Annotated in this window: 23 protein-coding genes and 1 pseudogene; all 24 read right to left on the reverse strand. The window is 68.2% G+C overall.

What is annotated here, in order from left to right; translation table 11 throughout:
• Nucleotides 1-246 precede the first annotated feature (246 nt).
• The 24 genes and pseudogenes from map to rpsJ all read right to left on the reverse strand — a co-directional run bounded on the left by map (nucleotide 247) and on the right by rpsJ (nucleotide 13,039).
• Nucleotides 247-1,086, reverse strand: a complete 840-nt coding sequence (gene map, locus ABD332_RS11685) for a type I methionyl aminopeptidase (protein WP_344501824.1) — start codon at nucleotides 1,084-1,086, stop codon at nucleotides 247-249.
• 2 nt (nucleotides 1,087-1,088) lie between these two features.
• A complete protein-coding gene (locus ABD332_RS11690; RefSeq protein WP_344501825.1) occupies nucleotides 1,089-1,742 on the reverse strand; it encodes an adenylate kinase in 654 nt (217 codons plus the stop codon).
• Entirely contained in the window at nucleotides 1,742-3,079 is a 1,338-nt protein-coding gene (secY, locus tag ABD332_RS11695) for a preprotein translocase subunit SecY (protein WP_344501826.1), read from the reverse strand. The genes ABD332_RS11690 and secY overlap by 1 nt, the downstream gene beginning before the upstream one ends.
• 259 nt (nucleotides 3,080-3,338) lie before the next feature.
• Nucleotides 3,339-3,800 (reverse strand): 50S ribosomal protein L15, encoded by a 462-nt coding sequence (gene rplO, locus ABD332_RS11700; protein ID WP_344501827.1) that lies wholly within the window; start codon nucleotides 3,798-3,800, stop codon nucleotides 3,339-3,341.
• 4 nt (nucleotides 3,801-3,804) lie between these two features.
• Nucleotides 3,805-3,987 (reverse strand): 50S ribosomal protein L30, encoded by a 183-nt coding sequence (gene rpmD, locus ABD332_RS11705; RefSeq protein ID WP_033357651.1) that lies wholly within the window; start codon nucleotides 3,985-3,987, stop codon nucleotides 3,805-3,807.
• Between the two features lie 2 nt (nucleotides 3,988-3,989).
• On the reverse strand, nucleotides 3,990-4,613 hold the full coding sequence (rpsE, locus tag ABD332_RS11710) for a 30S ribosomal protein S5 (protein ID WP_344501828.1): 624 nt from the start codon (nucleotides 4,611-4,613) through the stop codon (nucleotides 3,990-3,992).
• 14 nt (nucleotides 4,614-4,627) lie between these two features.
• Nucleotides 4,628-5,023, reverse strand: a complete 396-nt coding sequence (rplR, locus tag ABD332_RS11715; RefSeq protein WP_425552181.1) for a 50S ribosomal protein L18 — start codon at nucleotides 5,021-5,023, stop codon at nucleotides 4,628-4,630.
• Nucleotides 5,020-5,562, reverse strand: coding sequence for a 50S ribosomal protein L6 (gene rplF, locus ABD332_RS11720; protein ID WP_344501829.1), 543 nt, complete (start codon nucleotides 5,560-5,562; stop codon nucleotides 5,020-5,022). Before rplF ends, rplR begins: the two co-directional genes overlap by 4 nt.
• A gap of 13 nt (nucleotides 5,563-5,575) precedes the next feature.
• Nucleotides 5,576-5,983, reverse strand: a complete 408-nt coding sequence (gene rpsH, locus ABD332_RS11725; protein WP_344501830.1) for a 30S ribosomal protein S8 — start codon at nucleotides 5,981-5,983, stop codon at nucleotides 5,576-5,578.
• A gap of 64 nt (nucleotides 5,984-6,047) precedes the next feature.
• Nucleotides 6,048-6,233, reverse strand: a complete 186-nt coding sequence (locus tag ABD332_RS11730; protein ID WP_033342853.1) for a type Z 30S ribosomal protein S14 — start codon at nucleotides 6,231-6,233, stop codon at nucleotides 6,048-6,050.
• Between the two features lie 13 nt (nucleotides 6,234-6,246).
• Nucleotides 6,247-6,810, reverse strand: coding sequence for a 50S ribosomal protein L5 (rplE, locus tag ABD332_RS11735; RefSeq protein WP_344501831.1), 564 nt, complete (start codon nucleotides 6,808-6,810; stop codon nucleotides 6,247-6,249).
• Nucleotides 6,810-7,124 carry a 50S ribosomal protein L24 gene (gene rplX / locus ABD332_RS11740; protein WP_033357656.1) on the reverse strand — a complete coding sequence of 105 codons (315 nt, stop codon included), beginning with the start codon at nucleotides 7,122-7,124 and terminating at the stop codon, nucleotides 6,810-6,812. The genes rplE and rplX overlap by 1 nt, the downstream gene beginning before the upstream one ends.
• Before the next feature lie 2 nt (nucleotides 7,125-7,126).
• The gene (gene rplN, locus ABD332_RS11745) at nucleotides 7,127-7,495 is read right to left on the reverse strand and encodes a 50S ribosomal protein L14 (protein WP_033357657.1); all 369 of its coding nucleotides are present in this window, start codon (nucleotides 7,493-7,495) and stop codon (nucleotides 7,127-7,129) included.
• A 76-nt stretch (nucleotides 7,496-7,571) separates the two neighbouring features.
• Nucleotides 7,572-7,853, reverse strand: coding sequence for a 30S ribosomal protein S17 (gene rpsQ / locus ABD332_RS11750; protein WP_033357658.1), 282 nt, complete (start codon nucleotides 7,851-7,853; stop codon nucleotides 7,572-7,574).
• Nucleotides 7,854-7,855: 2 nt separating this feature from the next.
• Nucleotides 7,856-8,095 (reverse strand): 50S ribosomal protein L29, encoded by a 240-nt coding sequence (gene rpmC, locus ABD332_RS11755; protein WP_344501832.1) that lies wholly within the window; start codon nucleotides 8,093-8,095, stop codon nucleotides 7,856-7,858.
• Nucleotides 8,095-8,520 carry a 50S ribosomal protein L16 gene (rplP, locus tag ABD332_RS11760; RefSeq protein ID WP_190249381.1) on the reverse strand — a complete coding sequence of 142 codons (426 nt, stop codon included), beginning with the start codon at nucleotides 8,518-8,520 and terminating at the stop codon, nucleotides 8,095-8,097. The genes rpmC and rplP overlap by 1 nt, the downstream gene beginning before the upstream one ends.
• A 3-nt stretch (nucleotides 8,521-8,523) precedes the next feature.
• Nucleotides 8,524-9,369, reverse strand: coding sequence for a 30S ribosomal protein S3 (gene rpsC / locus ABD332_RS11765; protein ID WP_344501833.1), 846 nt, complete (start codon nucleotides 9,367-9,369; stop codon nucleotides 8,524-8,526).
• Between the two features lie 89 nt (nucleotides 9,370-9,458).
• Nucleotides 9,459-9,908, reverse strand: a pseudogene (rplV, locus tag ABD332_RS11770) (50S ribosomal protein L22); the annotation flags it as partial.
• A 26-nt stretch (nucleotides 9,909-9,934) separates the two neighbouring features.
• Nucleotides 9,935-10,216, reverse strand: a complete 282-nt coding sequence (gene rpsS, locus ABD332_RS11775) for a 30S ribosomal protein S19 (protein ID WP_203845081.1) — start codon at nucleotides 10,214-10,216, stop codon at nucleotides 9,935-9,937.
• A gap of 12 nt (nucleotides 10,217-10,228) precedes the next feature.
• On the reverse strand, nucleotides 10,229-11,068 hold the full coding sequence (gene rplB / locus ABD332_RS11780) for a 50S ribosomal protein L2 (protein WP_344501834.1): 840 nt from the start codon (nucleotides 11,066-11,068) through the stop codon (nucleotides 10,229-10,231).
• Between the two features lie 12 nt (nucleotides 11,069-11,080).
• Complete coding sequence (rplW, locus tag ABD332_RS11785) at nucleotides 11,081-11,383, reverse strand: 50S ribosomal protein L23 (protein WP_203845079.1); 303 nt, start codon at nucleotides 11,381-11,383, stop codon at nucleotides 11,081-11,083.
• A 2-nt stretch (nucleotides 11,384-11,385) separates the two neighbouring features.
• Nucleotides 11,386-12,051, reverse strand: coding sequence for a 50S ribosomal protein L4 (gene rplD, locus ABD332_RS11790; RefSeq protein ID WP_344501835.1), 666 nt, complete (start codon nucleotides 12,049-12,051; stop codon nucleotides 11,386-11,388).
• Entirely contained in the window at nucleotides 12,048-12,719 is a 672-nt protein-coding gene (gene rplC / locus ABD332_RS11795; protein ID WP_344501836.1) for a 50S ribosomal protein L3, read from the reverse strand. The genes rplD and rplC overlap by 4 nt, the downstream gene beginning before the upstream one ends.
• An 11-nt stretch (nucleotides 12,720-12,730) precedes the next feature.
• A complete protein-coding gene (rpsJ, locus tag ABD332_RS11800) occupies nucleotides 12,731-13,039 on the reverse strand; it encodes a 30S ribosomal protein S10 (protein ID WP_018347762.1) in 309 nt (102 codons plus the stop codon).
• Nucleotides 13,040-13,182 lie beyond the last annotated feature (143 nt).

A 13,182-nucleotide genomic window follows, 5' to 3' on the forward strand; every position in this document is an offset into this window, starting at 1 on the left:
CCTCCCCGAGTCGCGTTCCCCGCAAGAAGCATCCCATCCGCGCACGCCGTTCTTCCACCCTGGCCCGCCACGGTACGACTGCCGCTCACCCTTCCCGTCCGCCCCGTTTCCGTGATCCGGAGGACTTTGTGCCGCCCTGGCGACAAGAAGTCCCGCGGATCATGAAAGAGCACCAACGCCATGAGGGATCGGCTGTGCGTCGCGCTGACCCCTTCCGAAGGACGGGGGTCGCCGCATGGCGACGGGCTAGGCGTTGACCTGCTGGCGGGCGGTGACGAGCTCGCCGAGGCGCGACCTGCCGCCGTCGGGGGCGGTGAGGACCCAGACGCCGTCGTCGCAGATGGCCATCGTGTGCTCGACGTGGGCGGCGACGGAGCCGTCGACCGTCACCACGGTCCAGCCGTCGTCGAGCTCGGCGACCTTCGGCTTGCCCTTCGTGATCATCGGCTCGATGGCGAGGGCCATGCCGGGGCGCAGCGCGGGGCCCTTGCCGGGGCGGCCGGAGTTCTCCACGAACGGGTCCTGGTGCATGGCGCTGCCGATGCCGTGGCCGCCGTAGCCGTCGACGATGCCGTAGCGGCCGGCCTTGCGGACGGCGGACTGGATCGCGAAGGAGATGTCCGTGAGGCGGCCCTTGCCGGAGCGGACGCCGCGGGCGGCGGCGGCGATGCCGGCCCACATCGCGTCCTCGGCGACGGTGACCAGGCGGCGCAGGTCGTTGCTGATCTCGCCGACGCCGACCGTGATAGCCGCGTCGCCGTGCCAGCCGTCCAGCTCGGCGCCGCAGTCGATCGAGATCAGGTCGCCGGCGCGCAGCACCTGGCGGGCGCTGGGGATGGCGTGGACGACCTGGTCGTTGACCGAGGAGCAGATCGAGGCCGGGTAGCCGTGGTAGCCCTTGAAGGACGGGATGGCGCCGGCGGCCCGGATCGTCTCCTCCGCGATCGCGTCCAGGTCGGCTGTGCTGACGCCGGGCGCCACCGCGGCCCGCATGCGGGCCAGGGCGTCGGCGACGACCAGGCCCGCGCGCCGCATGTGGCCGATCTGCTCGGGGGTCTTGAGCTCGATCTCGACCTGGTGCGCCACGGTCAGCCGCCGTAGGAGCGCAGGGCGTCGATCGCGCGGACCGTGATGTCCTCGACCGGTCCGGTGGCGTCGATGCCCACCAGCTTGCCCTGCGCGCCGTAGTAGTCGACGAGGGGCGAGGTGTCCCGGGCGTAGACCTTCAGCCGCTCGGCGATCGTCTCGGCCTTGTCGTCGTCGCGCTGGAAGAGCTCGCCACCGCAGCGGTCGCACACGCCCTCGTGGGTCGGCGCGTCGAACTCGACGTGCCAGATCTTGCCGCAGCCACGGCAGGTCCGGCGGCCGGAGAGCCGCCGGATGACCTCTTCGTTCTCCACGACGAGCTCGAGCACGATGTCGAGCCCGGTGCCGAGGTCGGCGAGGAGCTTGTCGAGGGCGTTGGCCTGCGGGACGGTGCGCGGGAAGCCGTCGAGGAGGAAGCCGTCGGCCGCGTCGCCCTCCGACAGGCGGTCGGACACCATGTTGATGGTGACCTCGTCGGGGACGAGCTGGCCGGCGTCCATGTAGCGCTTCGCCTCGACGCCGAGCGGGGTGCCCTGCCCGACGTTGGCCCGGAAGATGTCCCCCGTGGAGATTTTGGGCACGGCGAGGTGCGCGGCGATGAACTCGGCCTGGGTCCCCTTGCCCGCCCCGGGGGGACCTACCAGCACCAGCCTCACTACCGGAGGAACCCTTCGTAGTTGCGCTGCATGAGCTGGCTCTCGATCTGCTTCACCGTTTCGAGGCCCACACCAACAATAATGAGCACCGCGGTGCCGCCGAACGGGAAGTTCTGCAGAGCCTGTCCGCCACCGACGACCCCGATGAGCAGGTTGGGCAGGATCGAGATGATGCCCAGGTAGAGCGCGCCGGGGAGGGTGATGCGGCTGAGGATGAAGTCGAGATACTCGGCGGTCGGCTTGCCCGGCCGGATACCGGGGACGAACCCGCCGTACTTGCGCATGTTGTCCGCGACCTCAGTGGGGTTGAACGTGATCGACACGTAGAAGTACGTGAAGAAGATGATCAACATGAAGTAGAGGATGATGTGCGCCGGCTTGTCCTGGGCGACGATGTTGCGCTGGATCCACAGGACGGTCTTGTTGGTCGTGTCCGACCCGGCGAACCTGGTGATCAGGTCGGGCAGGTAGAGCAGCGACGAGGCGAAGATGACCGGGATGACACCCGCCTGGTTGACCTTCAGCGGGATGTAGGTCGACGTCCCGCCGTACATGCGGCGGCCGATCATGCGCTTCGCGTATTGCACCGGGATGCGACGCTGGGCCTGCTCCAGGAAGACCACGAAGGCGATGACGACGACCGCGAGGCCCACGATGACGAAGAACGTGGTCTTGTCGTCCTGGAAGATCGAGAGGCCCTCGTTGGGGAGCCGGGCGGCGATCGAGGTGAAGATCAGGACGGACATGCCGTTGCCGACGCCGCGGTCCGTGACCAGCTCGCCGAACCACATGACCATGCCGGTGCCGGCGGTCATCGTGATGACCAGCACGGTGAGCGTCAGCCACAGCGGGATCTTGCCGGTGTCCGGGATGACCGGGAACTGCGTCTGGTCGCACGCGCCGTTGAAGAGCTGGCCGGACCGCGCCAGGGCGACGATCGCCGAGGCCTGCAGCACGCCGAGCCCGAGGGTGAGGTAGCGCGTGTACTGGGTGATCTTCGCCTGGCCGGACTGGCCTTCCTTGCGCAGCTGCTCCAGGCGCGGGATCACGACCGTCAGCAGCTGCAGGATGATGCTCGCGGTGATGTACGGCATGATGCCGAGCGCGAAGACTGAAAGTTGCAGCAGCGCGCCACCGGAGAACAGGTTGAGCAGCGTCGCGACGTTGCTGCTGTCACCGCTCTCGACGATGTCGAGGCACTTCTGCACATTGCCGAACGACACACCGGGGCTGGGGAGCGTGGCACCCACCCGGTAGAGCGCGATCATCAGCAATGTGAACAGGATTTTGTTGCGCAGGTCAGGCGTGCGAAACGCGCTGGCAAAGGCGGAGAGCAACGTTCTTCCTCCTGCGCAAGGCGGCCAGTCGGCCGACGAGGTGGGGTCCTGGTGGTGCGTTTGGTGCGGGTGGTGCGACTGAACGGCTGAGCAGAGCGTGTTACTGCGCAACGGACTCTAACAGGATGCCCGCAGCACATCACGCCCCGGCGATCCCTCAGCTTTTCAGGTGGTCCTATGGGTGGTGCTCCGACTGTCCTTGAGGCACCGCGTGGCGCCCACCAAAGATGCTCCGGTGGACGCCACGGTAGCGCGTTCTCTACTCCGCTGCGGAGCCGCCGAGCAGCGTGGCGGAGCCGCCCGCTGCTTCCAGCTTCTCCTTGGCCGTCGCACTGAACTTGTGCGCACTGACCTGCAGCTTCACGCCGCCGAGCTCCCCGTCGCCGAGGACCTTGACCAGCTCGCCCTTACGGACGGCGCCGGCGTCGACGAGCTCGTCGACCCCGATGGTGCCGCCCTTCGGGAACAGCTCCGCGAGGCGGGCCAGGTTGACGACCTGGAACTCGATGCGGTTGCGGTTCTTGAAGCCCTTGAGCTTCGGCAGGCGCATGTGGAGGGGCATCTGCCCACCCTCGAACGCCGCCGAGATGTTCTTGCGGGCCTTGGAGCCCTTGGTGCCACGACCGGCGGTCTTGCCCTTGGAGCCCTCACCGCGACCGACACGGGTCTTCGCGGTCTTGGCGCCCGGGGCGGGCCGCAGGTGGTGCAGTTTGATCGTCATCGGATTACTCCACCTCTTCCACGGTGACCAGGTGCGTCACGGTGTGGATCATGCCGCGGATCTCCGGACGGTCTTCCTTGACGACGACGTCGCGGATCCGCTTCAGACCGAGCGAACGCAGCGTGTCCCGCTGGTTCTGCTTGGTGCCGATCTCGGACCGGATCTGGGTGACCTTCAGGCGCGCCATGGTCATGCACCGACCCCGGCCCGCTGGGCCAGCATGGCCGCCGGAGCGACGTCCTCGACCGGCAGACCGCGACGGGCGGCCACGGCCTCCGGCGCCTCGAGCTTCTTCAGCGCCGCCACCGTCGCGTGGACGATGTTGATCGCGTTCGAGGAGCCGAGGCTCTTGGAGAGCACGTCGTGGATGCCCGCGCACTCCAGGACGGCACGCACCGGGCCACCGGCGATGACGCCGGTACCGGCGGAGGCCGGCTTGAGCAGCACGACGCCAGCGGCGTCCTCGCCGATCACCGGGTGCGGGATCGAGGCCGCGATCCGCGGCACCTTGAAGAAGTGCTTCTTGGCCTCCTCGACGCCCTTGGCGATGGCCGCGGGCACCTCCTTGGCCTTTCCGTATCCGACGCCGACAGTGCCGTCGCCGTCACCGACGATGACGAGGGCGGTGAAGCTGAAGCGACGACCACCCTTCACGACCTTGGCGACACGGTTGATCGCGACGACCCGCTCGAGGTGCGGGGTCTTCTCGGCGGGCGCGTTGCCGCGGCCGCCTCCTTCGCGACGATTCTCGCGACGGCCGCCACCTTCGGTGTTCCCACCGGACCCGCCGCCCCTGCGCTGAGGACCAGGCATGAACGTTCCCTTTCCTAGAATTCGAGTCCGGCTTCGCGGGCGGCGTCAGCCAGGGCCGCGATGCGGCCGGCGTAACGGTTTCCGCCACGGTCGAAGACGACCTTGCCGACACCCGCGGCCTTCGCCCGCTCGGCGAGGAGGGTGCCGACCTTGGTGGCCAGCGCCTTCTTGTCGCCGTCGGTGCCGCGGATGCTCGCGTCGAGCGTCGACGCCGAGGCCAGCGTGTGGCCCTTGAGGTCGTCGACGATCTGCGCCGTGATGTTCCGCAGCGTGCGGGTGACGACCAGGCGCGGACGCTCGGCGGTGCCACTGACGTGCTTGCGGATGCGGAAGTGCCGGCGTGCGCGCCCGACTCGGCGCGCCGCGGCGGTGCCGCCTGCGTTGCGGCGCTTGAGCAGCGTGGCGCTCACTTCTTGCCTGCCTTTCCAGCCTTACGGCGGATGACCTCGCCCTGGTACTTCACGCCCTTGCCCTTGTACGGCTCCGGCGGACGGATCTTGCGGATGTTGGCGGCGACCTCGCCCACCTGCTGCTTGTCGATGCCGGCGATGTGGAACAGCGTCGGCCGCTCGACGGTGAACGTGATGCCCGCGGGGGGCGTCACGAGCACGGGGTGGGAGAACCCGAGCGCGAACTCCAGGTCGGCGCCCTTCGCGGTGACGCGGTAACCGGTGCCGGCGATCTCGAGGCTCTTGCGGTAGCCCTCGGTCACGCCGATGACCATGTTCGCGATGAGCGTGCGGGTCAGGCCGTGCAGCTCCTTGGCCTTGCGCTCGTCATTGGGGCGCACGACGCTGAAGGAGCCGTCCTCGGCCTTCTCCAGCGTGATGGGCTCGGCGATCGTGTGGTTCAGCTCGCCCTTGGGTCCCTTGACGGTGACGACCTGACCGTCGACCCGCAGGTCAACGCCGGCGGGCACCGCGATGGGCTTACGTCCGATTCGAGACATTGAAGGCTCTCCCTTACCAGACGTAGGCGAGGACTTCCCCGCCCACCCCTCGCTTGCGGGCCTGCCGGTCGGTGAGCAGCCCTTGGGACGTCGAGATGATGGCCACACCGAGGCCACCGAGCACGCGCGGCATCTCCACCGACTTCGCGTACACCCGGAGACCGGGCTTCGAGACGCGGCGGATGCCGGCGAGGCTGCGCTCACGGCTCTGGCCGTACTTGAGTTCAACGATCAGCGTCTTGCCGACCTTGCCCTCGTCCGGCTCCTGAACCTGCCACGAGGACACGTAGCCCTCGGACTTGAGCACCTCGGCGATGTTCGCCTTGATCTTCGAGTAGGGCATCGACACCCGGTCGTGGTACGCCTGGTTGGCGTTGCGCAGACGCGTCAGCATGTCTGCGATCGGGTCGGTCATGGTCATTGCTTTGTCAGCCTTTCTCGCCGCGGTTCCTCGCCGCTGTGGGCGGGCCTACGGCGAAGGAGGTTTACCAGGAGGCCTTGGAGACGCCGGGCAGCTCGCCGCGGTGCGCCATCTCACGGATGCACACGCGGCACAGCCCGAACTTCCGGTACACGGCCTTGGGCCGGCCGCAGCGCTGGCAGCGGGTGTAAGCGCGGACCGCGAACTTGGGCTTCGCGGCGGCCTTGAGGATGAGGGCCTTCTTCGCCATTGGTCAGTTCTCCCTAGTTCTCACGGAAGGGGAAGCCGAGCAGCTTGAGCAGCGCGCGACCTTCCTCGTCCGTGCGAGCGGTGGTGACCACGGTGATGTCCATCCCTCGCGGCCGGTCGATGCGGTCCTGGTCGATCTCGTGGAACACCGACTGCTCGGTGAGACCGAAGGTGTAGTTGCCGTTGCCGTCGAGCTTGCGCCCGTCGAGACCGCGGAAGTCGCGGATACGCGGCAATGCGATCGACAGCAGCCGGTCGAGGAACTCCCACATCCGGTCGTTGCGGAGGGTGACCTTCGCGCCGATCGGCATGCCCTCACGCAGCTTGAACTGCGCGATGGACTTGGTGGCGCGACGGATCTGCGGCTTCTGGCCGGTGATCGTGGCCAGGTCGCGGACCGCGCCGTCGATCAGCTTCGAGTCGCGGGCCGCCTCGCCGACGCCCATGTTGACGACGACCTTGACGACGCCCGGGATCTGCATCACGTTGGCGTACTTGAACTGCTCCTGCAGCTTGCCGGCGATCTCGTCGCGGTAGCGCTGCTTGAGGCGCGGGTTCACCTTGTCGACCGTCGTCATCACAGATCCTTACCGGAGCGACGCGACGTGCGGGTCTTGACGCCGTCCTCGTCGATGCGGGCACCGACGCGGGTCGGCTTGTTGTCCGAGTCGATCACCATCACGTTGGACACGTGGATGGCGGCTTCCTGGGTCACGATGCCACCGGTCTTCGAACCACGCTGGGTGGTGCGGATCCGGGTGTGCTTCTTGACGCGGTTCACGCCCTCGACGATGACCTTGTCCTCGCGCGGGAGGGCGGTGAGGACCTTGCCTCGGGTGCCCTTGTCCTTGCCCGCGATGACCAGGACGGTGTCGCCCTTTTTGACCTTCATGGTTACAACACCTCCGGCGCGAGCGAGATGATCTTCATGAAACGCTTGTCCCGGAGCTCACGCCCGACCGGGCCGAAGATGCGGGTACCACGGGGGTCACCGCCGTCCTTGATGATCACGGCGGCGTTCTCGTCGAACCGGATGTAGGACCCGTCCGGCCGGCGCCGTTCCTTGGTGGTCCGGACGACGACGGCCTTGACCACGTCGCCCTTCTTCACGCCGGCGCCCGGGATGGCGTCCTTCACGGTGGCCACGATGATGTCGCCGATGCCTGCATAGCGGCGACCCGAGCCACCGAGCACACGGATGCACAGGATCTCCCGGGCACCCGTGTTGTCGGCGACGCGCAGCCGCGACTCCTGCTGAATCACGCTTGTCTCCTAATGTCTGCCAGTTCTCGGCACCGGCGCTTCGAGGGCCGGTGCCGAGCTTGGCGGAACGACGGCCTTACTTGGCCTTTTCGAGGATCTCCACGACCCGCCAGCGCTTGGTGGCGGACAGCGGCCGGGTCTCCATGAGCAGCACCCGGTCGCCGATACCACACGCGTTCTGCTCGTCGTGCGCCTTGAGCTTGTTGGTGCGGCGCATGACCTTGCCGTACAGCGGGTGCTTGACCTGGTCCTCGACCGCCACGACGACGGTCTTGTTCATCTTGTCGCTGACCACGAGGCCCTCGCGGACCTTGCGGCGGCCGCGCACCTCGGTGCTCTCGGTCGTCTGCTCGCTCATGCTCATGCCACCTCAGCCACAGCGTCGGGCGCGGCTGAGAGACCCAGCTCACGCTCGCGCATGATCGTGTAGATCCGGGCGATGTCCTTGCGGATGATCTGCAACCGCCCGTGGTTGTCCAGCTGGCCGGTGGCCGACTGGACGCGGAGGTTGAACAGCTCCGCCTTCGCTTCCCGGAGCTTCTCGACCAGACTCTCGTCGGACAGCTCGCGCAGCTCGGTCGCCTTGATTCCGGCGGCCATCAGACATCAGCCCCTTCACGCGTGACGATCCGGCACTTCAACGGAAGCTTGTGGATCGCGCGGCGCATTGCCTCGCGGGCGATCTGCTCGTTCGGGAACGACATCTCGAACAGGATCCGGCCCGGCTTGATGTTGGCCACCCACCACTCGGGGGAGCCCTTGCCGGAACCCATGCGGGTCTCGGCCGGCTTCTTGGTGATGGAGCGGTCCGGGAAGATCGTGATCCAGACCTTGCCGCCACGACGGATGTGCCGGGTCATGGCGATACGGGCCGCCTCGATCTGGCGGTTCGTGATGTACGCGGGCTCGAGGGCCTGGATACCGAACTCACCGAAGACCACGCGGGTGCCGCCCTTGGCCGGACCGTGACGGTCCGGGTGGTGCGGCTTGCGGAAGCCCTTCGGGGGCTTACGAGGGATCAGCATTCGTCAGCCCTCCTGAGGCGTCTCTGCCGGAGCGGACTCCGCCGGGGCCGCGTCGGGCGTCACCTCGGCGGCCTGCGCCGCAGCGGCGGCCCGGCCGGCCTCGGTGCCACCGGCGGTCGTGCCGGAGGAGCCGGAGCGCCCGCGACGCGGCCGCTCGGGCCGGTCGGTGCGCTCGCGACGGCCACCGCGCGGAGCGGCGGCCTCGGCCGGCGCCTCGCGACCCGGGACGGCGTCGCCCTTGTAGATCCAGACCTTCACGCCGATGCGGCCGAAGGTGGTACGGGCCTCGAAGAAGCCGTACTCGATGTTGGCCCGCAGCGAGTGCAGCGGAACACGACCCTCACGGTAGAACTCCGTGCGGCTCATCTCGGCGCCGCCGAGGCGGCCGGAGACCTGCACCCGGATGCCCTTGACGAGCGTGTTCTTCATCGCGGACTGCATCGCCTTGCGCATCGCACGGCGGAAGCTGACCCGGCTGGACAGCTGCTCGGCCACGCCCTGCGCGACGAGCTGCGCGTCCGACTCGGGGCTCTTCACCTCAAGGATGTTGAGCTGCACCTGCTTGCCGGTCAGCTTCTCGAGCTCGTTGCGGATGCGGTCGGCCTCGGCGCCCTTGCGGCCGATGACGATGCCCGGGCGGGCCGTGTGGATGTCCACGCGGACCCGGTCGCGGGTGCGCTCGATGTCGACCTTGGCGATGCCGGCGCGCTCAAGGCCCTTGGACATCATCCGACGGATCTTGACGTCCTCGGCGATGTAGTCCTTGTAGAGCTTGTCGGCGTACCAGCGGGACTTCCAGTCGGTGCTGATGCCGAGCCGGAACCCGTGCGGGTGAACCTTCTGACCCATTACTCGGTCCCTTCCTCGGCGTCAGCCTTCGGCGTCGCCTTCGTGGCCTTCTTCGCCGGAGCGGCCTTCTTCGCCACGGGCGCCTCGACCTCGTCGGTCTCGTCGGTCTCCGGCGTCACGGCCTTCGCCGCCTTGGTCGCCTTCGCCACGCCGGCCTTGGCCGCGCGGGCCTGGGCGGCGGGGACACTCTCGACCACGATGGTGATGTGGCTGGTCCGCTTGCGGATCCGGTACGCGCGACCCTGCGCCCGCGGACGGAACCGCTTGAGCGTCGGGCCCTCGTCGACGTACGCCTCGGCGACCAGGAGCGAGTCCGGGTCGAGCCGCTCGTTGTTCTCTGCGTTGGCGATGGCGCTCGCCAGCACCTTGTAGACCGGCTCGCTCGCCGACTGCGGGGCGAACTGCAGCACCGTCAGTGCGTCGCGCGCGGGCAGGCCGCGGACGAGGTTCACCACCCGGCGGGCCTTCATGGGCGACACGCGCACATGGCGCGCGATCGCCCGGGCACCGGGCAGCGCCGCCGCTGCTTTCGTTGGCATTGGGAAATCCCCTTTAGTTGGCTGCCTTAGCGGCGGCGGCTCTTCCGGTCGTCCTTCTCGTGACCCTTGAACGTGCGGGTCAGCGCGAACTCGCCGAGCTTGTGCCCGACCATCGCCTCCGTCACGAAGACGGGAACGTGCTTACGCCCGTCGTGGACGGCGATCGTGTGCCCGAGCATGTCGGGGATGATCGTCGACCGGCGCGACCAGGTCTTGATGACGTTCTTGGAGTTCTTGGCGTTCTGGACTTCCACCTTCTTGATGAGGTGGTCGTCGACGAACGGGCCCTTCTTGAGGCTGCGAGGCATTGCTCAGGCTCCTTAGCCGCGCTTCCGGGTGGCGTAACGCCTACGGACGATGAGTCGGTCGCTCGGCTGGCCCTTGCGCCGCGTGCGGCCCTCCGGCTTGCCCTTCGGGTTGACCGGGTGGCGACCACCCGAGGTCTTACCCTCACCACCACCGTGCGGGTGGTCGATGGGGTTCATGGCGACACCACGGACGGTCGGGCGCTTGCCCTTCCAGCGCATGCGGCCGGCCTTGCCCCAGTTGATGTTCGACTGGTCGGCGTTGCCGATCTCGCCGACGGTCGCCCGGCAGGTGACCTCGACGCGCCGGATCTCGCCGGACGGCATGCGCAGCGTCGCGTACTGGCCCTCACGGCCCAGCAGCTGGATGCCCACGCCGGCCGAGCGGGCCAGCTTCGCGCCGCCGCCCGGGCGCAGCTCCACCGCGTGCACGGTGGTGCCGACCGGGATGTTGCGCAGCGGGAGGTTGTTGCCCGGCTTGATGTCGGCGCCGGCACCGGCCTCGACACGGTCGCCCTGCTTCAGGTCCTTCGGCGCGATGATGTACCGCTTCTCGCCGTCGGCGTAGTGCAGCAGCGCGATGCGCGCGGTGCGGTTGGGGTCGTACTCGATGTGCGCGACCTTGGCGGGGATGCCGTCCTTGTCCGCCCGGCGGAAGTCGATCAGCCGGTACTGACGCTTGTGGCCGCCGCCCTGGTGGCGCGCGGTGACGCGGCCGTGGACGTTGCGTCCGCCCTTGCTGGGCAGCGGAACGAGGAGCGACTTCTCGGGCGTCGATCGGGTGATCTCGGCGAAGTCGGCGACGCTCGAACCACGACGACCCGGGGTCGTCGGCTTGTATTTACGGATAGCCATCGTCTATACCCCTCAGCTGACCGGTCCGCCGAAGGCTTCGATCCGGTCACCGTCGGCGAGCTTGACCATCGCCCGCTTCGTGTCCTTGCGCTTGCCCCAGCCAGTGCGGGTCCGCTTGCGCTTGCCTTCGCGGTTGATGGTGTTGACCGACAGGACGCGGACGTTGAAGATCTGCTGAATCGCGATCTTGATCTCGGTCTTGTTCGCGTCCGGGTGCACCAGGAACGTGTACCAGTTGCGGTTGAGCTCGCTGTAGCTCTTCTCAGAGACCACCGGCTGGATGATCACGTCGCGTGGATCGGCGATCGTCGCCATGATCAGGCCTCCTCGGTGGTCTCGGCGGCGTCGGCAGCGCCGGCGGCCGGCACGCCGAGGAACTCGTCCAGCGCCGCGGTCGTGAAGATGACCTGGTCGGCGAGGAGCACGTCGTGCGTGTTGAGCTGGTCGGCGACCAGAAGGTGCACCGACTGCTCGTTGCGCAGGCTCAGCCAGTTGGCCTCGTCGTCGCGCGGGAGGACCACGAGGACCCGGCGCGCGTCGGTGATGCCGCGCAGCACCTTCAGGGCGTCCTTGGTCTTCGGGGTGTCGCCGTTGATGAAGTTCTCCACGACGTGGATGCGACCCTCGCGGGCCCGGTCGGAGAGCGCGCCACGCAGGGCGGCGGCCTTCATCTTCTTGTTCACCCGCTGGGTGTAGTCACGCGGCACGGGGCCGTGCGTGACGCCACCGCCGGTGAACTGCGGCGCGCGGATCGAGCCCTGGCGGGCACGGCCGGTGCCCTTCTGCTTGTAGGGCTTCTTGCCGCCGCCGGACACCTCCCCGCGGGTCTTGACCTTGTGCGTGCCCTGGCGGGCCGCGGCGAGCTGCGCGACGACGACCTGGTGCAGCAGCGGGATGCTGGCCTGCGCGTCGAAGATGTCGTCCGGCAGCTCGACGGTGCCGTTGGTGGCGCCGTCTGCCGTCTTGATGTCAACGGTGGTCACTTGGTGATCCCACCTTTCTGCGCCTTCACCGCAACCTTGGCGGCGCTCCGCAGCAGCACGAGGCTGCCCTTCGGACCGGGGACCGCACCCTTGATGAGGATCAGGCCCTGCTCCAGCTCGACCGCCTGGACGGTCAGGTTCTGCACGGTGAAGCGCGCCCCACCCATGCGACCGGCCATCTTCACGCCCTTGAAGACGCGACCCGGGGTCGCGCAGGCGCCGATGGAGCCGGGCGAGCGGTGCTTGCGCTCGACACCGTGGCTCGCGCGGAGGCCGTGGAAGCCGTGCCGCTTCATGACACCGGCGTAGCCCTTGCCCTTGGTCCGGCCGGTGACGTCGATCCGCTGGCCGGCGGCGAAGAGGTCCGCGGTGATCTCCTGGCCGAGCGAGTATTCGCCGGCGTCGCTGGTCCGCAGCTCGACGACGTGCCGACGGGGAGCGACGTCCGCCTTGGCGAAGTGGCCCGACCGCGGCTTGTTGACCTTGCGCGGGTCGATCTGGCCCCACGCGAGCTGGACCGCGGAGTAGCCGTCGTTGTCAGCCGTGCGCACCTGGGTCACGACGCACGGGCCGGCCTGCACCACAGTCACCGGGACGACCTTGCCGTTGTCCCAGATCTGGGTCATGCCGAGCTTCTCACCCAGGATGCCCTTGACTTGCCTGTCCATAAGTCCGGTCCCTACAGCTTGATCTCGATGTCGACACCAGCCGGCAGGTCGAGCCGCATGAGCGAGTCAACCGTCTTCGGGGTCGGGTCGATGATGTCGATCAGACGCTTGTGCGTGCGCATCTCGAAGTGCTCGCGCGAGTCCTTGTACTTGTGCGGCGAGCGGATCACGCAGTAGCGGTTGATCTCAGTGGGCAGCGGCACCGGCCCAGCGACCTGAGCCCCGGTGCGCGTGACCGTCTCGACGATCTTCCGCGCCGAGGAGTCGACGACCTCGTGGTCGTAGGCCTTGAGCCGGATGCGGATCTTCTGTCCCGCCATGGTGGCTTCAGTTCCCTCTCTCATGCGAGGTCTCTCGACCTCGCGGAACCCCGAAGGGTCCGGTGCCGCCTATTTGGTTTGTCCGACCCCCGCGGTCGGGCGTGTCGCGGCCAAGGGCCAGGCTCCGCCGCCGACGTCCTTCG

The organism is Dactylosporangium maewongense, assembly GCF_039531485.1.
In the GTDB taxonomy this organism is placed as follows: Bacteria; Actinomycetota; Actinomycetes; order Mycobacteriales; family Micromonosporaceae; genus Dactylosporangium; species Dactylosporangium maewongense.